The following is a 16,679-nucleotide window of genomic DNA, read 5'->3' as shown; positions in this document are numbered from 1 at the left end:
CACAGCCGTGCTTCCTTTAATTTGCTCGAACTGCGTTAGCAATAGTTTTCTCCCTCAAGTTTTCTTGTACGAAGTCCAAGACTAACATGTTTCCGCTAGGTAGCTTTTGGCGACAGAATCGGGCCTCAAAAAGGCATTGCTCAAATATATTTCAACGAAATCAACTCGCTTTCGCCACTTCGGCCAACTATATAAATATCACTATCACCCGCCAGAAGGCACGGCTTACCGGCCTTGCAGCAAATTGAAACAGTTTTCATCGGAATTGTGGATGTCTCAAAGCTCCTCCCAACTTCAACCACCGCATGCAGCCAAGCATCTGGTCAATGACACTCGTCACGGGATCACACGCACCGACGATTATGCTTGGTTGCGCGCAGATAACTGGCAGGAAGTATTCAGGGATCCATCGGTGCTGGCCCCCGAAATCCGCACGCATCTGGAAGCAGAGAATGCCTATCAGGCAGCGTTGATGAAGGACACGGAAGCGCTGCAGAAAGGCCTGTTTGCCGAAATGCGCGGGCGCATCAAGGAAGACGACTCCTCCGTTCCTTCCAAGGATGGCCCTTTCGCCTATGGCGTGTCTTATCGTACCGGTGGCGAGCAGCCCTATTTCATTCGCACACCGCGCGATGGTGGCGCGGAAACCATCCTTCTCGACGGCGATGTCGAAGGCAAGGACAAGGCCTATTTCCGCCTTGCATCGGCCGATCATGCACCGGATCACAAGCTTTTGATCTGGGGATATGACGACAAGGGGTCGGAATTCTACAAGCTGAAAGTCCGTGATCTGTCTTCTATGAAAGACCTTGAAGACATCGTCACCGATACGAATGGCGGCGGCGCGTGGGATGCGGAGAGCAAGGGCTTCTTCTATACGCGTCTCGACGAGAACCACCGTCCATCCAAAGTATTCTATCACAAGGTCGGCACGGACCAATCGGATGATCCGTTGATCTATGAAGAGAAAGATCCAGGCTTTTTCCTCGGCGTCGGCGGCTCGGCGCTGGACGACTATATCTTTATCGACATTCACGACCATGAAACATCGGAATGCTGGCTCCTTCCCGCCAACGATCCGGCGGCAAAGCCGCAGCTCGTCATGGAGCGCAAGACCGGCACGGAATATGACATCGCGCCGGGCGGTGATGTCTTCTACATCCTGACCAATGCAGGCGGCGCCAAGGATTTCAAGATTTGTCAGGCGCCTGCCGCCTCGCCGCAGCCGGAAAACTGGGTAGAGGTTGTGGCGGAAAAACCGGGACGGCTGATCCTGTCGCACTCCGCCTACAAGCATCATCTAGTTTGGATGGAACGCGATAACGGCCTGCCGCGCATCGTGATCCGCGATCGCGAAACCGGCGAGGAACATGCCATCGCATTCGATGAGGAGGCCTATTCGCTCGGCCTTCATGGCAGCGCCGAATATGATACGGATGTGATCCGCTTCTCCTATTCGTCCATGACAACGCCGGAACAGCTCTTCGACTACAATATGCGGACACGGGAGCGGAAGCTCTTGAAGACGCAGGAAGTTCCTTCCGGCCACAACGCCCAGGACTATGTTACGCGTCGGGTCTTTGCCACGGCGTCGGACGGCGAACTGGTGCCGGTGTCCCTGCTATACCACAAGGATACGAGGCTCGACGGCTCGGCACCCTGCCTGCTCTATGGCTATGGTTCCTATGGCATCACCATTCCCGCAAGCTTCAGCACGTCACGGCTGTCGCTCGTGGATCGCGGCTTCGTCTATGCCATCGCCCATATCCGCGGCGGCAAGGACAAGGGTTTTGCCTGGTACGAAAACGGCAAGCGAGACAAGAAGGTGAACACGTTCACCGACTTCATCGCTGCTGCAAACCACCTCGTCGCCGAAGGCTTCACCAGTCATGACCGCATCGTTGCCCAAGGCGGTTCCGCAGGCGGTATGCTGATGGGCGCGATTGCCAATATGGCGCCCGAAGCATTCGGCGGCATCATCGCCGAAGTCCCGTTCGTAGACGTGCTGAACACGATGCTGGACGACACCTTGCCGCTGACTCCGCCGGAATGGCCCGAATGGGGAAATCCGATCACATCGGAAGCGGATTACCGGACGATTGCCGGTTATTCGCCCTACGACAACGTCAGCCGCCAGGCTTATCCGGCCATTCTGGCCGTGGCAGGTCTTACCGATCCGCGTGTCACTTACTGGGAGCCTGCCAAATGGGTCGCCAGACTGCGTGAACTGAAGACCGATAGCCATCCGGTTCTGTTCCGTATCAATATGGATGCGGGCCATGCCGGCGCGTCGGGTCGCTTCTCGCGACTGGAAGAAGTCGCCTATACCTATGCCTTCGCACTCAAGGTGGCAGGCAAGGCGGGCAGTGTACTCTGATCCTTTACAACAAGCATCGCATCCAGGTTTTAAGGGTGCGATGCTTCCTTCATTTTACACATGTCTTTATCCCGAAACGAATTCCCACTTTCGGGAGACATGCTCTGGAAGACCGCGCTATTTCACTTATAATATTGTTTTACATCTATTCTTCTTAAGGAGAGACCGATGTTGCGTCAGGTCATTGCTGTTTGCCTCACTTCCGCATCGCTTGCCGTTTTTGTTGCACTGCCGATGTCGGCTGAAGCGCAGGTACGCAAGGATGTCAGCGAATATGCAGGCCAGCGCTGTAACGTGCCGAGACGAGGCAGCGGCATCATCGTCGGTCAGTTCAGCGGCGTGGACGACTCGCCCTTCATCACTGGCGGTGACGGTCTGGTTGCGATCGACCGCGTCCGGTGCTTCAGCAGCATGTCTGAATGCAAGGGATGGCTCTATACGATGCAGAGCAAATACACCAATGCCGGTGCCGCCACTCTGGTGCGCTGCACCAAGCGCTGAACGTCAACTTAAAAACTGCGGTTTTCACGAAGCCTCACGAATGGCATCCTCCCATCACTTGATGCATCGCCTTCGGGCGTCATCTTCGGTTTAGGAGGATCGGAAATGCAGCAGGCCAGTTATGTACATGGTGCGAGCGACAAGCTTCTCATTGGCAATACGATCGGTCGGCATCTTGACCAGATCGCGGAAAAATATCCCGAACGTCCTGCCGTCATTGTCCGGCACCAGAATATCCGGCTGACCTATTCCGAACTCAGACAACTGACCGACCAGCTTGCCGAAGGCTTCCTCGCCATCGGGCTACGCCCTGGCGAACGTCTCGGCATCTGGTCGCCGAACAATCTCGAATGGATTCTCACCCAGTTTGCCAGCGCAAAAGCGGGGTTGATCCTTGTCAACATCAACCCGGCCTATCGGGCGCATGAACTGGAATATGTACTGGGGAAAGTCGAATGCGCGGCGCTGATCCTCGCGCCGTCACTGAAAACCAGCAACTATATCGATATTCTGCGCAGCATCGTGCCTGAACTTGATGAAGCCCGGCCCGGCCATGTGATGTCCGAGCGGCTTCCCAATCTGCGATGCGTGATCCGGCTCGGTGCGGAACAGACGCCGGGCATGTTGAATTTCGACGAGGTCACCCAATCCGGCGACGAAGTCACCGGGCAAGAACTTGCGCAGCTTTCCGAAGAACTGCAATTTGACGATCCCATCAATATCCAGTTCACCAGTGGCACGACCGGCAGCCCGAAGGGTGCGACGCTCTCCCACCACAATATCCTCAATAACGGGTTTTTCGTCGGCGAAGCGATGCAACTTTCCGAACAGGATCGGCTCTGCATCCCGGTGCCATTCTATCATTGCTTCGGCATGGTGCTCGGCAATCTTGCCTGTGTGACCCATGGTTCCTGCATGGTGATCCCGAATGACAGTTTCGATCCACTCCTGACGCTCCAGACCGTTGAAGAGGAGCAATGCACCGGCCTCCATGGCGTGCCGACAATGTTCATTGCCATGCTGGATCACCCGGAATTCAGCCGTTTCAACCTCACCAGCCTGCGCACCGGCATCATGGCCGGATCGCCCTGCCCCATCGAAGTGATGCGGCGGGTAGTGAGCGAGATGCACCAGAGCGAAATCACCATCGCCTATGGCATGACGGAAACCAGCCCGGTCAGTTTCCAGAGCTCGACGACTGACCCTCTGGAGCGGCGCGTTTCCACCGTCGGGCGCATCCATCCTCATCTGGAGGTGAAGATCGTCGATGCAGATGGCAAGGTGGTATCGCGTGGCGAAAAGGGCGAATTGCTGACGCGCGGCTATAGCGTCATGCGCGGCTACTGGAACGATGCGGAAAGTTCAGCTGGCGCCATCGACGATGCGGGCTGGATGCACACGGGAGACCTCGCCACGATAGACGAGGAAGGCTATTGCAACATTGTCGGGCGCATTAAGGATCTCATCATTCGCGGTGGCGAGAACATCTATCCCCGCGAGATAGAAGAGTTCCTCTTCATCCATCCCGCGATCAGCGATGTCCAGATATTCGGTATTCCCGACCGCAAGTTCGGCGAAATCATCTGCGCCTGGGTCAAGCTGCACAAGGATGGCGAGCTTTCCGAAGAAGAACTGATTGAATATTGCCGACAGCGCATCGCGCATTACAAGGTTCCGGCCCATATCCGCTTCGTGGATCAGTTTCCGATGACCGTGACCGGCAAAATCCAGAAATTCGTCATGCGGCAGGTCATGATCGAGGAACTCGAATTGCAGGAAATTCGAACAGCGTAATTATCCCGTCACATCACGAGACATATTCTCCAAGAGCGGGATGTTTGTAAGTTTTGTCGTCGTCTCGCTCCAAGTTTTTGTTTGAACATGATTTTATCCGAAAACCGGTTCCCACTTTTCGGAAACATACTCTAATATTTTCGCTCATGGCGGCTTGCAAAGCGAAGGTGAGAATGCATATTACGTAAACGTAAGATTTTTGGGAGAGTTTCCATGGAAGAACTGATCGCACGCATCACCTCCAAAGTTGGCATTGATGCGGCAACGGCAGAAAAGGCAGTCGGCATGATCCTCGCCTTCCTGCAGAAGGAAGGCCCGGCAGCCGAAGTCCAGAAGCTTCTGACAGCATTCCCCGGCGCTGAAGAAGCAATCGCACAGGTCAAGGGCGGCGGCTTCCTGTCCGGCCTGATGGGCGGCGTGATGGGTCTCGGCTCCCAGCTCATGGGTGCTGGTCTGGGCATGGGTGAAATTTCCGGCGTTGCCAAGGAAACCATCCGCTTTGCCAAGGAAAAGGCTGGTGACGAACCAGTTGATGCTGTCATCGGCGCAATTCCGGGCCTCGGCCAGTTCGTCTGATCAAACTTTACATGCTCGAAAAGGTCCCGGTTTCCGGGGCCTTTTTGTTTTGGGCTGCCCAACCGAGTATACCGGCACAAATAATTACACGGCTCAGTATAAAACAATATTATTTAAGTCATGTTTTTCACGATAACGTGAAGCCGATGTAATAATCCCTATAAATTCAGGATGATACTTTCTGCACTGGGGATTTAACCGACGCAATGATTGCAATGCTCCGGATTGTATCGGATATTTGAACCAAGGGACGAAGTCTGTTCAATTTTTAAATGCGGAGGATCGCATGCGTTTGTTTTTCCTGACTATCAGCTCTGCAGCTGTATTGATCGCCGGCGCAGCACAGGCTGACGTCACCGCAGATCGTCAGGCAATCATGAAGGACCTTGGACGCTCGGTCGGGTCAATTGCTCCGATGATCAAGGGGGAGAAGCCATTCGACGCCACCACAGCACTTGCTGCGCTGGAAAAGATTGATGCCGATGCCAAGAAGCTGGATGTGGATGCGTTGTTCCCAGCCGGTTCGGATCAAGGCGATACTGAAGCTTCGCCGAAAATCTGGGAAACCAAAGACGACTTCGTCAAGCACGTCGAAAAATTCCGGGCCGACGCCGCTACGGCACTGGCTGCCAAACCGCAGGATCTTGATGCGCTGAAGCCAGCCTTCCAGCAGGTCGCCGCCAATTGTGGTTCCTGCCATCAAGCCTATCGCGTCAAGAAGAACTGATCTTCGCTGTTGACACAGAGCACACCGAACGGAAACACTCGGTGTGAAAAAGCATTTTCGGCAAAAGTGCGGTGCAATTCCAGTGCATCCGTACTTTGGAACTGTCACGGTGAATAACGGTCAAAAGAGCGGTCTGGCTCGTCCTGGAACCGCCTCACGGGAACAGATGGAATGGTCCGAAAACTGGCATATGCCGCAGGCGCCGTGGTCGTCCTTGGAGCCGCTGCCTTCTGGATTCTGACCGCGCCGCAGAAGGTGGACGCGACCGTGATGGACGCGATGAAGCCGGGTGATCCCGTCAAGGGCGAACAGGTTTTCTGGGCAGGCGGCTGTGCCTCCTGCCATGCCGCGCCAGGTGCCTCCGGCGATGCACGCAAGGTTCTGGCAGGCGGACATGAACTGGTTTCAGATTTCGGGACATTCATCGCGCCCAATATTTCCCCGTCAGAGCAAGGTATCGGCACATGGACCATACAGGACTTTGCCAATGCGATGCTGAAGGGGGTCGGCAAGCAGGACGAACATCTTTATCCATCGTTCCCCTACACTTCTTATACCAAAATGCAGCCGCAGGATGTGGCCGATCTCTTTGCGTTTATGAAAACATTGCCGCCCTCCGATAATGTCGCAGCGCCGCACAAGCTTTCCTTCCCCTTCACGATCCGACGGGGGCTCGGCCTCTGGAAACAGCTTTACCTGTCCGACCAGCCTGCGGTGGAAATCGCAAATGCTTCCGACCAGGTGAAGCGCGGCCAGTATCTGACTGAAGCCCTTGGCCATTGCGGCGAATGTCACACACCACGCAATGCTATTGGGGGAATAGACACAAGCAAGTGGCTCGCCGGAGCATTGTCGCCCGAAACCGGCAGTGACGGGAAAAAAGGCATAGTGCCGAACATTACACCGGATGAAGCGGGTATCGGCAGCTGGAGCGAGAAAGACATTTCCTATGCCCTGCAAAGCGGCTTTACCCCGGATTTCGATTCGCTCGGCGGATCGATGACCGACGTGGTTGCGAACATAGCCCATCTTGCCGAAGCAGACCGCAATGCCATTGCCGCCTATCTGGAAGCTATTCCGGCGCATCCAAACGGCTATCCTGCGCGTTGAGGGCCGCTATCCGACACAATCTTACCGATCCTTGATTCACTCCGGCCGGATTTTGCTCTATATCATAAGTTAAAGTTGAACAGAGGGAGCAAGCTGCCTGATGACTGCCGAAGACGCTATTTTTCTTGGCGCGAGCCGCAAGCCTGACGACTCCTACCAGCAGCCGGAATATCTAGCGCTGAAATACGGCAACCGGCACGGTCTCGTCACCGGCGCGACCGGCACGGGTAAAACGGTCACGCTGCAGGTTCTGGCCGAAAGCTTTTCAGCGGCTGGCGTTCCGGTTTTCTGCGCCGACATCAAGGGCGATCTTTCCGGCATTGGCGCGATCGGCGTTCAAAATGACGGCCTTCTGAAGCGTGCAGCGGAAGTGAAGCTCGATCCGTACGAAATGCGCGCCGCGCCTGTGATCTTCTGGGATATTTTCGGCGAACAGGGACACCCTGTCCGCGCCACCATTTCCGAAATGGGGCCGCTCCTCCTGTCGCGCCTGATGAGCCTGACCGAGGCGCAGGAAGGTGTGCTGAACATCGCCTTCCGCCTGGCGGACGAAGAAGGCTTGCTGCTTCTGGACCTGAAGGACTTGCAGGCCATCCTCGCCGAAATGGCGGAGCGCTCGGCAGAACTTTCGGGCAAGTACGGCAATGTGAACAAGGCTTCGGTGGGTGCGATCCAGCGTTCGCTTCTGGTCCTCGACCAGCAGGGCGGCTCGAAATTCTTCGGGGAACCGGCGCTCAAGATTTCAGACCTGATGCGCACCACGACCGACGGGCGCGGTGTAGTGAGCGTGCTTGCTGCCGACAAGCTGATGATGAGCCCGCGGCTCTATTCCACTTTCCTGCTTTGGCTGATGTCGGAACTCTTCGAGGAACTGCCGGAAGTCGGCGATCCCGATAAGCCGCGGCTCGTCTTCTTCTTCGATGAAGCCCATCTTCTCTTCGATGAAGCGCCGAAGGCTCTGGTCGACCGTGTCGAACAGGTGGTGCGCCTGATCCGCTCCAAGGGTGTCGGCGTTTATTTCGTGACGCAGAATCCGCTCGATGTGCCGGAAACCGTTCTGGCGCAGCTCGGCAATCGCGTGCAGCACGCGCTTCGCGCCTATACGCCGCGCGAAACCAATGCCGTGAAGACGGCAGCCGATACATTCCGTCCGAACCCGGATTTCAACACGTTTCAGGCGATCACCAATCTCGCCACTGGCGAAGCACTGGTGTCGACGCTGCAAGCCAAGGGGGTGCCTTCAATCGTGCAGCGCACGCTTATGCGCCCGCCTTCATCGCGTATCGGCCCGCTGACGCCGGAAGAACGCGCGAAGATCATCGCCGCAAGCCCGGTTGCCGGGCAGTACGATCAGGTACTGGATCGCGATTCCGCTTTCGAAATGCTGGCCCGCAAGGCGCAGAATGCTGCAGCAGCCCAGCAAAAGACCAAGGAAGAAGAAGAAGGCGGCGGTAGTATCCTTGGCGATCTCGTTGGCACCGCACTTGGTACTGGTCGCCGCTCCGGTCGCCAGACGGTCGCGGAAACGGCCATGAAGTCCGTTGTCCGCTCGATCGGTAATTCGCTTGGCCGCGCACTTGTGCGCGGCATTCTCGGCGGCTTCAAACGGTAGAAAGTGTCAGTGTCACGCCTTCGCCGGTTTGGCGAGGGCGTAGGCGACAAGGGCATTGGCATGGCCATGCCCCATCTCGAATTCCGACTTCAGCCAGTTGACGATTTCCATATGCTTGTCGCCCTTTCGCTGCTTGATCAGCGAAAGCCAATGCTGGACAGGCTGCCCGTATTTTTTCTCGATGGACGGGAAATAGGATACAGGGCCCTTCACGACTTCCTTGGTGGCTTTTTCCTCGGACATGACTTCCCTCCCCTTGTTCCGACGATTTGTCCGCGCGGAAAGTGACTTATTTTCAAGGCGGCGGCAAGTTGGCGCGCGGCACAATGGAAAAAGCCCCGGACAGCTGGCTGTCCGGGGCTTTTGCAATCTGTCGTTCAGACAATCGCTATTACATCACGAGAATCGGCGACTTCGCCGGAACGCGATCATAGAGATCGATGATGTCCTGGTTCAGGAAGCGCACGCAGCCCGACGAGACCGCCTTGCCGATGGACCACCATTCCGGATTGCCGTGCAGGCGGTACAGCGTGTCCTTGCCATCCTGGAAAATATAGAGGGCGCGGGCGCCGAGCGGGTTCTTGAGGCCCGGAGCCATGCCGCCGTTCCTGGCGCTGTACTGCACCAGTTCCGGCTGGCGGGCGACCATTTCATCCGGTGGGGTCCAGCGCGGCCACTGGCGCTTGTACTGGATCACAGCGCGACCCGACCAAGCGAAACCTTCGCGGCCGATGCCCACGCCGTAGCGCATTGCCTGTCCGTTTTCGAGGACCAGATAGCAGAAGCGGTTGGCCGTATCGATGACCAATGTACCAGGCAGTTCGCCTGTTGGATCCTGCACAACCTGACGCAGGAAGCGCTTGTCCATCTTCTGGATCGGAATTGCCGGAAGCTGGAAGCCGCCATCCTCGACGGCGGCATACATCTGCGCCCATCCGCCATAGGAAGAGTCGACATTAGCCTGCGGGGTGCGGTTGATCGGGTTGCCCGACTGATCCACATCAATGATTGGAACATTCTGCCCCAACTGAGCGCAACCGGCCAGACCGGCGGCCGCTGTTGCTGTCATTGCCGTCAGAAAGGAACGGCGGGTAAGGGTCGTTTGCATATGAAAACCAGTTTAGTGACGGGAGGAGTTACAGATACACATTCAGGGTTAACGAATTGCGACCCGGCCAATTGTGGCAGATACGCAGTGAGCCATCGAAAAGGCCGTAAACGGCTGCTTCCGGTGTTTGGTTGCACGGAAAACGCCCGAAAAATGTGGCGTACGCCCGTTCGTAATGCGGCCTAAACGTGGCGAAAGCCGACCAGCATGGCTCGTGTTGCAGCCGCGACACAATTTTGGGTGCAGGAGCCAGCTTTCCATAAACCCGGCAAGTTCAAATTTTAGTGAGAACTCAATCAAGCAACTGGAGGCTTGGCAGAATCAGTGCCGGAGCAAACTGTTTATATTCGTCGGGCTGGTTGGTCCGATTGATCCAGACCCCGCGCATGCCGAACCGCACCGCCCCTGCCACGTCCCAGCGGTTCGAGGACTGGAACGAGATTGCGGAAGGATAAAGCCGCCATTGCAGAGTGATGAGCTCATAGACCGCCGGGGCAGTCTTGTATTTCCTGACTTCATCAACCGAAATCACGTCGTCCAGCAGGACGTCGAGCGCTGCCGAACGCACTGCGGATTCGAGCATGGCGGGCGAACCATTGGAAAGGATCGCAAGCCGTGCGCCCTTCTCCTTCAGGCTTTTGAGAGCAGCGGGCACTTCCGGATAGCAATCGAGCTTCCAATAGGCATCGAGCAAATCATTGCGCAGTGCCGGATCAACGGACGGGTAGCGCGCGAATGCGAAATCGAGTGATTCCTCGGTGAGTTTCCAGAAATCGCTATAGGCACCCATCAGGCTGAGCACCCAGGAATATTCGAGCTGCTTGGCCCGCCACAGTTCGGAAAATGCCCGACCGTCCGGCCCGGCTTTGTCTGCATGTCGCCGCACCGCCGAATGGACATCGAATAATGTGCCATAAGCGTCGAAGACATAAGAACTGTGGGACACCGTTTCCTCCTGTGAGGGTCCGCCACGCATCGCGAAGCATAAAATCTAGAATTGCGCCATCCTACTGTGATTTCAATAATAATTCATTGTCTTGAAACTAAATTGCTCATTCACGCCATTGCCGCCCGCACCGATGCGGCCTATGTAGATTCCGCACGCAAGTTTTGAGGCAGCATCTGCTCGGCCCGCCCGCAAGCTGCCCATGTAAGCTCAAAGAAAAGAGGAGAGTTTCCAATGGCTTTCGAACTGCCCGCCCTGCCGTATGACTATGACGCCCTTGCGCCTTTCATGTCGCGCGAGACGCTTGAACTTCATCACGACAAGCACCATCAGGCCTATGTCACCAACGGCAACAAGCTGCTCGAAGGCTCCGGCCTCGAAGGCAAGAGCCTGGAAGAGATCGTCAAGGAAAGCTACGGCAAGAACCAGGGCCTCTTCAACAATGCCGGCCAGCACTACAACCACATCCTGTTCTGGAAGTGGATGAAGAAGAACGGTGGCGGCAAGAAGCTGCCGGGCAAGCTTGAAAAGGCAATCGAGTCCGATCTTGGCGGCTACGACAAGTTCCGTGCGGATTTCATCGCTGCTGGCGTCGGCCAGTTCGGTTCAGGCTGGGCCTGGCTGTCGGTCAAGGACGGCAAGCTTGAAATCTCCAAGACCCCGAACGGCGAAAACCCGCTGGTTCACGGTGCAACGCCGATCCTTGGCGTCGACGTGTGGGAACACTCCTACTATGTCGATTATCGCAATCTGCGTCCGAAGTACCTCGAGGCCTTCGTCGATAGCCTCATCAATTGGGAATTCGTCGAAGAACTGTACGAAAAGGCCTGAGCCTTCATACAACAATAAAGAAAAACCCCGGTTTTGCCGGGGTTTTTTGTTGCTGCTATTCCTTGATTACCTGCACACCTACATGTTGCGCGCGCCCGGCTCCCCATCCGGCGATGGCAGCCCCCAGCCCCAACACAGCGAAGAAAAGACCACAGGCGGTAAAGCTGCCCGTTGCGCTGTGGATCAGCCCGACGATGAGCGGGCCGATTGCGGCAAGCGTATAGCCGACGCACTGCGCCATGCCGGACAGATGCGCCGCCGTGTGTGAGTCCGGCGCCCGCAGCACGATCACCATCATGGCGGCGGCGATGAGACCGCCCTGCCCGATGCCCTGAATGACCGCCAGCCCCCAATAGGTCCATAGCGGCAGATAGAGAAAGCCGATCAGCGGCAAGGCCGCACAAGCGCAGAGAATGACATTGAGCAGGCTCTGGTTCTTCTGGCGGGTAGCAATCGACGGTACCGCGAGACAGGTGATGACCTGAGCCAGGATCGAAAAAGAGACCAGACCGCCGGCCGCTGCCGGGCTCAGGCCCTGTTCGCGCAGGATCGGCGCCAGCCATCCGAAAACGATGTAGGCGGTGGAGGATTGCAGACCCATGAACAGGGTTACCTGCCAGGCCAGCTTATCCTTCCACAAGCCGATCACCTTGAAACCCGAATGGGCGACATTGTGTTTCGCACGCATGGCCTGCGGCAGCCACAACAGCAGAACGACTGCCGCCGGAACAGCCCAGAATGCCAGAGCAAGATTCCAGGAACCGCCGAGCATCCCCTTGATGGGAATGGTGAATCCGGCTGCGGAGGCAGCGCCGCCGCATAGCGCCATCGTATAAAGACCGGTCATGATGGCCGCAGTTTTCGGGAAATCACGCTTGACGACGCCCGGAAGCAGCACGTTGCCAGTAGCAATTGCGGCACCGGCCAATGCTGCGCCAATATAAAGCGAATAGAACGAACCGAAGCCGCGAATGGCGGTGCCGACAGTCAGCACGACCAGCACGAAAAGCAGAACGCGTTCGGCGCCGAAACGCTGCGCCAGCCGTGGTGCGAATGGCGCAAAGACGCCAAGGCAGACAACCGGTAACGTGGTCAGGATACCGGCTGCAACGGATGACATGCCGGTGGCATCGATGATTTCCGGCAAAAGCACGGAAACGCTGGAAAATACCGGTCGCAGATTGGCGGCGATCAGCACGAGGCTCAGACCCAGCAAAATGCGCATCGCCTTGCTTGGCGGTCGCTGGACTGGCGGCGGCGGAACGCTGTCCGCCTCAGCGTCGACCAGCGCCTCTGGCTGAAGCATCGCCTCGTTTTCCGCCGCTTCCGACAGGGCTGTGTTCGTGTGGCTCATGATGCCAGCAACCTTTCAAGTTCTTCAATCAGGGGCGCCATGAAGCGGCGAACCGTTGCACCGGCCTGGTCAGGATCTCCCGAAGCGATGGCTTCGACGATCTGGCGGTGCGCCTCATGGTTTGGCTCGGGCAGTTCGCCGTCGAGCGTAGCTTCTATGGATTCGCGGATGGAGGCGGAGAAAAAAGCATAGACCTCGATCAGTGCGCTATTGCCCGAGGCCGCGACGATGGCCTCATGAAAGGCAAAGTCTCGGGACACGAAAGTTGCCCGGTCGAGTTCATCGCGATTGCCGCGCTGTGCCAGCATCTTCTCCAGATGCACAATCCCCTTCGGCTTGATGCGTAAGGCGGCCAGACGTGCGGCTTCCGTTTCGAGAACTGCCCGCGTCTCAAAGCGGTCGCGCAGGCTGGTATGGCGGATGCGGTCGAGGCTGCGTGCCGTGTCGGCAGTGGAACGGACATAGGTTCCCGACCCCTGCCGGGTTTCCAGCATTCCTTGTGCCACCAGCGCACGCACGGCTTCCCGTACCGTACCGCGGCTGACATCAAGCGTTGCAGAAAGTGCTGCTTCATTTGGCAGCTGATCGCCTATCGTCCAGCGTCCCGACGTGATTTCGCCGCGCAATGCCTGCGTGGTCGAATCCGTCAAAGTCTTGCGGGATATCGCCTTCATATCTTCACCAAAGTCATCTGATGACTTGATGAATTAGACCTATGTAATGGAGCTGTCAACCGTCATGAAGAAAGCTAATTGCGGGCTGGAAACCACTGCCGCATTCCGTTAACAGTTTTCGCGCACAGTGCCCCATAATCCAGCCGCTCGAGATTTCGGGCTAGACGTCAGGTGCCAGTATGATCACACTTTACAGCCTTTCCGGAGACCACCTCGAACAAGTGGAAGTCGAGCCCGGCACTCCGCTGCCCGAAAATGTTATCTGGATCGACCTGTTTGCTCCTGGCGTCAATGAAGACAGTATTGTCGAAGCATGGATGGGCATTTCGATCCCCACCCGCGAAGACATGACGGAAATCGAGGAATCGAGCCGCTTCTACATGGAAACCGGCGCCCAATATCTCACAGTGCCGATCCTGCACGCGGTCGATCTCGACCATCGCGAGCTGGCGCCCGTCACCTTCATCCTGCACGGTTCGCGGCTGATCACTGTTCGTTATGCCAATCCGAAATCGTTTAGCACCTATATCCTGCGCTCAACCAAACCGGGCAACGGGTTGATATCACCCAAATGCTCGGGCCTGTCGATCATGCTTGGTATTACCGAAGCCACGACGAACCGCCTCGCCGACATTCTGGAAGGTGTCGCCGGCAAGATCGATGCTGCCTCGCATTCCATCTATCGCCGTCAGCCGAAAGCACGACCGATGACGACGGAGGATTTCCGTCACATACTGACCCAGATCGGTGGACAGGGAACATTTCTCTCGCGAATGCGCGAAAGTCTGGCGGGGATCAGCCGCATGCTGGTCTATCTGTCGGCCATCAACAATCCCGCAGCCGGCAAGAAGGAAACGCGCAGCTGGATCAAGTCGCTGGAACGCGACACGCAATCCCTGACCGCCTATGTGGATTTTCTATCCAACAAGGTCACATTCCTTCTCGATACGATCGTTGGTCTGATTTCGGTAGAACAGAACGCCATCATCAAGATTTTCTCTGTGGCGGCGGTCGGTTTTATGCCGCCGACGCTAGTGGCTTCCATCTACGGCATGAACTTCTCCTTCATGCCGGAGCTGCAATCGCCATGGGGTTATCCGATGGCGCTTGGTCTGATGATCGCCTCCGCCCTGCTGCCGCTTTACTATTTCCGCCGAAAGGGTTGGCTGTAGCTTGTGGTGACAACGCAGGCGCACCATGTTATATCATGCGTTATAACATAGGAGAGCAGCTATGAACGTAACCCTGCGCAAGATCGGCAATTCCGACGGTGTGATCATCCCAAAGGAAATGCTGGAGCAGTTGAACGTGCAAACTGGCGACACTCTGGTTCTGACCGCAGAAAAGGATGGACTGAGACTGACCAGGAGCACGGAAGATCCGGAGGTCTTCGAGAAGAAAATGAAGATTGCCCGCGAGCGGATGAAAAAATATGAGACCGCTTATCGCGTGCTCGCTCAATGATCGACTTTCATTCGCGGGCTTTCATAGAAGCGCTGCATCAGGAGCAGTTGCGTCTGCATGGTGGTGCAGCGGGTATTCGCGATTCCGGTTTGCTTGATTCAGCGCTTGCGCGTCCGTTGCAAAAGGAAGCCTATGGCGATCCTGATATCTTCGATCTGGCGGCGGCCTATCTGTTCGGTGTGCTGAAAAACCATCCTTTCGTGGACGGCAACAAGAGAACTGGACTGGCTGCCGCTGACTTGTTTCTTTATTTCAACGGCTTCAGTCTTGAAGCCGTACAAGAAGACATTATCCAGCTCGTCCTGATGGTTTCGAAAAGTGAAATCGATGAAGCCGGCGCAGCAGCGTTTTTCCGTGACCATACCGTCGCTATAGACGAAGACTAAACAATCTTCAGCGACACGATTTCCCACTCGACATTATTGATTTTCACGACATCGCCGACCGGCTTGCCGAACAGCAGAATGGCAACGGGCGCGACATGGGAAATCTTGCCGTTTGACGGGTCAGCCTCATCCTCGCCCACGATGGTCCAGCGGCGAACCTTGCCGTCGTCCAGATTTTCCAGATCTACCGTCATGCCGAAACGCACGACATCGCTGTCGGGAGCGGGAACGGAAAGCTCGGCATTTTCACGCCGCGCCACCCAGTAACGCAGATCGCGTGAGATACGCGCAATCGCCGAACGCTCGCCCGCGACATTGGCGTCCGCCAGCTCGCGCTGCAGCCGGGCGATTTCATCCTCGATCATCGTCAAGCCCGTCGGCGTGACGAGATTGCGATGCGGACTAACCGGGCGCTCGCCGAGGTCGGTCGGTGCATCATCCTGTTCTTTGGTGAAAGCTCTGCTCATTAGTTGAATGTAAGCGGTCGGCACCTCCCCGACAAGCCTCCCCGTCATGCAGACCGCCCGCTGTTGCGCCGGCAAATGCATGATTTGCATATCCGGTTTTTATTGATTGATGAGTCAATCAACGTTAAACTGACCGCTCAGTTAGACTGAGAACGGACGAGGATTATGCCCAAGATCGGGATGGAGCCCTTGCGGCGGCGCGAGTTGATCGATGCCGCCATTCGTACCATCGGCCAGCGTGGTTCGCTGGACGTGACCGTCGCGCAGATCGCGCATGAGGCGGGTGTTTCGCCAGCGCTTGCGCATCATTATTTCGGCGGTAAGGACAAGCTCATCCTGGCCACGATGCGCCATCTGCTGCGCGAACTGAGGCAGGATCTCAACGCTGCCATCCGAAAGACCGAGGCGCCGCAGGAACGTATCGCGGCCATCATTGCGGTCAATTTTTCCGCATCGCAGTTCGCGCAGGAAACCATTGCCGCCTGGCTTACCTTCTATGTGCATGCGCAACAGTCGGAGGATACCCGTCGGCTCTTGCGCATTTATGCACGCCGCCTGCATTCAAACCTTGTTTTCGCGCTTAAACAACTGACCTCGCGCGAGCGGGCCGGCCGCATTGCCGAGGGTGCAGGTGCCATGATCGACGGACTTTACATTCGTCACGCACTTGGCGCCGATGCGCCCAATGCTGCCTCAGCCATTGCGTTGGTGGAAGACTACATCGCGGTTCAGCTTAAGGGGGAGAAATGAGT

18 protein-coding genes are annotated in these 16,679 nt (G+C 56.6%); 12 read left to right on the top strand and 6 right to left on the bottom strand.

The features are described from left to right. Positions 1 to 271 precede the first annotated feature (271 nt). The 7 genes from LJ361_RS03175 to LJ361_RS03145 all read left to right on the top strand — a co-directional run bounded on the left by LJ361_RS03175 (position 272) and on the right by LJ361_RS03145 (position 8,697). Positions 272 to 2,377: a S9 family peptidase gene (locus LJ361_RS03175; RefSeq protein ID WP_264812683.1), complete on the top strand. Its 2,106-nt coding sequence runs from the start codon at positions 272 to 274 to the stop codon at positions 2,375 to 2,377. Between the two features lie 168 nt (positions 2,378 to 2,545). After that, entirely contained in the window at positions 2,546 to 2,878 is a 333-nt protein-coding gene (locus LJ361_RS03170) for a hypothetical protein (RefSeq protein WP_264812682.1), read from the top strand. 105 nt (positions 2,879 to 2,983) lie between these two features. Next, positions 2,984 to 4,672, top strand: coding sequence for an AMP-binding protein (locus tag LJ361_RS03165; protein ID WP_264812681.1), 1,689 nt, complete (start codon positions 2,984 to 2,986; stop codon positions 4,670 to 4,672). A 213-nt stretch (positions 4,673 to 4,885) separates the two neighbouring features. After that, positions 4,886 to 5,248, top strand: coding sequence for a DUF2267 domain-containing protein (locus LJ361_RS03160; protein ID WP_264812680.1), 363 nt, complete (start codon positions 4,886 to 4,888; stop codon positions 5,246 to 5,248). A gap of 286 nt (positions 5,249 to 5,534) precedes the next feature. Then, on the top strand, positions 5,535 to 5,975 hold the full coding sequence (locus tag LJ361_RS03155) for a c-type cytochrome (protein WP_264812679.1): 441 nt from the start codon (positions 5,535 to 5,537) through the stop codon (positions 5,973 to 5,975). A gap of 171 nt (positions 5,976 to 6,146) precedes the next feature. Next, positions 6,147 to 7,085 (top strand): c-type cytochrome, encoded by a 939-nt coding sequence (locus tag LJ361_RS03150; RefSeq protein ID WP_264812678.1) that lies wholly within the window; start codon positions 6,147 to 6,149, stop codon positions 7,083 to 7,085. A 100-nt stretch (positions 7,086 to 7,185) separates the two neighbouring features. Then, on the top strand, positions 7,186 to 8,697 hold the full coding sequence (locus tag LJ361_RS03145) for a helicase HerA-like C-terminal domain-containing protein (protein ID WP_264812676.1): 1,512 nt from the start codon (positions 7,186 to 7,188) through the stop codon (positions 8,695 to 8,697). Between the two features lie 12 nt (positions 8,698 to 8,709). Here LJ361_RS03145 and LJ361_RS03140 read toward each other — a convergent pair whose 3' ends face one another. From LJ361_RS03140 to LJ361_RS03130, 3 genes are all read right to left on the bottom strand, one after another. Beyond that, on the bottom strand, positions 8,710 to 8,940 hold the full coding sequence (locus LJ361_RS03140; RefSeq protein WP_264812675.1) for a DUF4287 domain-containing protein: 231 nt from the start codon (positions 8,938 to 8,940) through the stop codon (positions 8,710 to 8,712). Positions 8,941 to 9,088: 148 nt separating this feature from the next. Continuing rightward, the gene (locus LJ361_RS03135) at positions 9,089 to 9,805 is read right to left on the bottom strand and encodes a L,D-transpeptidase (RefSeq protein ID WP_010661567.1); all 717 of its coding nucleotides are present in this window, start codon (positions 9,803 to 9,805) and stop codon (positions 9,089 to 9,091) included. A gap of 292 nt (positions 9,806 to 10,097) precedes the next feature. After that, positions 10,098 to 10,751: a haloacid dehalogenase type II gene (locus tag LJ361_RS03130; RefSeq protein ID WP_010661566.1), complete on the bottom strand. Its 654-nt coding sequence runs from the start codon at positions 10,749 to 10,751 to the stop codon at positions 10,098 to 10,100. A gap of 234 nt (positions 10,752 to 10,985) precedes the next feature. Here LJ361_RS03130 and LJ361_RS03125 point away from each other — a divergent pair, with 234 nt between their 5' ends. Beyond that, positions 10,986 to 11,582, top strand: coding sequence for a superoxide dismutase (locus LJ361_RS03125; protein WP_012092469.1), 597 nt, complete (start codon positions 10,986 to 10,988; stop codon positions 11,580 to 11,582). A gap of 55 nt (positions 11,583 to 11,637) precedes the next feature. Here LJ361_RS03125 and LJ361_RS03120 read toward each other — a convergent pair whose 3' ends face one another. Then, positions 11,638 to 12,888 (bottom strand): CynX/NimT family MFS transporter, encoded by a 1,251-nt coding sequence (locus tag LJ361_RS03120; RefSeq protein WP_376786713.1) that lies wholly within the window; start codon positions 12,886 to 12,888, stop codon positions 11,638 to 11,640. 44 nt (positions 12,889 to 12,932) lie between these two features. After that, entirely contained in the window at positions 12,933 to 13,610 is a 678-nt protein-coding gene (locus LJ361_RS03115; RefSeq protein WP_123218611.1) for a FadR/GntR family transcriptional regulator, read from the bottom strand. Positions 13,611 to 13,789: 179 nt separating this feature from the next. Here LJ361_RS03115 and LJ361_RS03110 point away from each other — a divergent pair, with 179 nt between their 5' ends. The 3 genes from LJ361_RS03110 to LJ361_RS03100 all read left to right on the top strand — a co-directional run bounded on the left by LJ361_RS03110 (position 13,790) and on the right by LJ361_RS03100 (position 15,460). After that, positions 13,790 to 14,782 carry a magnesium transporter CorA family protein gene (locus LJ361_RS03110; protein ID WP_010661562.1) on the top strand — a complete coding sequence of 331 codons (993 nt, stop codon included), beginning with the start codon at positions 13,790 to 13,792 and terminating at the stop codon, positions 14,780 to 14,782. A gap of 61 nt (positions 14,783 to 14,843) precedes the next feature. After that, complete coding sequence (locus LJ361_RS03105) at positions 14,844 to 15,074, top strand: AbrB/MazE/SpoVT family DNA-binding domain-containing protein (RefSeq protein WP_029925342.1); 231 nt, start codon at positions 14,844 to 14,846, stop codon at positions 15,072 to 15,074. Further along, positions 15,071 to 15,460 carry a type II toxin-antitoxin system death-on-curing family toxin gene (locus tag LJ361_RS03100; protein ID WP_010661560.1) on the top strand — a complete coding sequence of 130 codons (390 nt, stop codon included), beginning with the start codon at positions 15,071 to 15,073 and terminating at the stop codon, positions 15,458 to 15,460. The genes LJ361_RS03105 and LJ361_RS03100 overlap by 4 nt, the downstream gene beginning before the upstream one ends. On the opposite strand, the gene LJ361_RS03095 is transcribed toward LJ361_RS03100, so the two are convergent. Further along, positions 15,457 to 15,927: a GreA/GreB family elongation factor gene (locus LJ361_RS03095; RefSeq protein WP_029925347.1), complete on the bottom strand. Its 471-nt coding sequence runs from the start codon at positions 15,925 to 15,927 to the stop codon at positions 15,457 to 15,459. The genes LJ361_RS03100 and LJ361_RS03095 overlap by 4 nt on opposite strands. A 165-nt stretch (positions 15,928 to 16,092) precedes the next feature. Here LJ361_RS03095 and betI point away from each other — a divergent pair, with 165 nt between their 5' ends. Next, a complete protein-coding gene (betI, locus tag LJ361_RS03090; RefSeq protein ID WP_213506512.1) occupies positions 16,093 to 16,677 on the top strand; it encodes a transcriptional regulator BetI in 585 nt (194 codons plus the stop codon). The last annotated feature ends 2 nt before the right edge of the window (positions 16,678 to 16,679 follow it).

It is taken from the genome of Brucella sp. JSBI001 (genome assembly GCF_026014005.1).
GTDB classification, from domain to species: domain Bacteria; phylum Pseudomonadota; class Alphaproteobacteria; order Rhizobiales; family Rhizobiaceae; genus Brucella; species Brucella anthropi.
The sequence above is the reverse complement of the archived record's forward strand: the minus strand, read 5'-3'. Positions and strand labels throughout refer to the sequence as shown.

Bases quoted from the DNA above. Each gene is read 5' to 3' on its own strand.
- LJ361_RS03170 (WP_264812682.1), top strand. From the start codon at position 2,546: ATGTTGCGTCAGGTCATTGCTGTTTGCCTCACTTCCGCATCGCTTGCC.
- LJ361_RS03165 (WP_264812681.1), top strand. From the start codon at position 2,984: ATGCAGCAGGCCAGTTATGTACATGGTGCGAGCGACAAGCTTCTCATT.
- LJ361_RS03115 (WP_123218611.1), bottom strand. From the start codon at position 13,610: ATGAAGGCGATATCCCGCAAGACTTTGACGGATTCGACCACGCAGGCA.
- LJ361_RS03160 (WP_264812680.1), top strand. From the start codon at position 4,886: ATGGAAGAACTGATCGCACGCATCACCTCCAAAGTTGGCATTGATGCG.
- betI (WP_213506512.1), top strand. From the start codon at position 16,093: ATGCCCAAGATCGGGATGGAGCCCTTGCGGCGGCGCGAGTTGATCGAT.
- LJ361_RS03100 (WP_010661560.1), top strand. From the start codon at position 15,071: ATGATCGACTTTCATTCGCGGGCTTTCATAGAAGCGCTGCATCAGGAG.
- LJ361_RS03175 (WP_264812683.1), top strand. From the start codon at position 272: ATGTCTCAAAGCTCCTCCCAACTTCAACCACCGCATGCAGCCAAGCAT.
- LJ361_RS03140 (WP_264812675.1), bottom strand. From the start codon at position 8,940: ATGTCCGAGGAAAAAGCCACCAAGGAAGTCGTGAAGGGCCCTGTATCC.
- LJ361_RS03095 (WP_029925347.1), bottom strand. From the start codon at position 15,927: ATGAGCAGAGCTTTCACCAAAGAACAGGATGATGCACCGACCGACCTC.
- LJ361_RS03145 (WP_264812676.1), top strand. From the start codon at position 7,186: ATGACTGCCGAAGACGCTATTTTTCTTGGCGCGAGCCGCAAGCCTGAC.
- LJ361_RS03125 (WP_012092469.1), top strand. From the start codon at position 10,986: ATGGCTTTCGAACTGCCCGCCCTGCCGTATGACTATGACGCCCTTGCG.
- LJ361_RS03120 (WP_376786713.1), bottom strand. From the start codon at position 12,888: ATGCTTCAGCCAGAGGCGCTGGTCGACGCTGAGGCGGACAGCGTTCCG.
- LJ361_RS03105 (WP_029925342.1), top strand. From the start codon at position 14,844: ATGAACGTAACCCTGCGCAAGATCGGCAATTCCGACGGTGTGATCATC.
- LJ361_RS03110 (WP_010661562.1), top strand. From the start codon at position 13,790: ATGATCACACTTTACAGCCTTTCCGGAGACCACCTCGAACAAGTGGAA.
- LJ361_RS03135 (WP_010661567.1), bottom strand. From the start codon at position 9,805: ATGCAAACGACCCTTACCCGCCGTTCCTTTCTGACGGCAATGACAGCA.
- LJ361_RS03155 (WP_264812679.1), top strand. From the start codon at position 5,535: ATGCGTTTGTTTTTCCTGACTATCAGCTCTGCAGCTGTATTGATCGCC.
- LJ361_RS03150 (WP_264812678.1), top strand. From the start codon at position 6,147: ATGGTCCGAAAACTGGCATATGCCGCAGGCGCCGTGGTCGTCCTTGGA.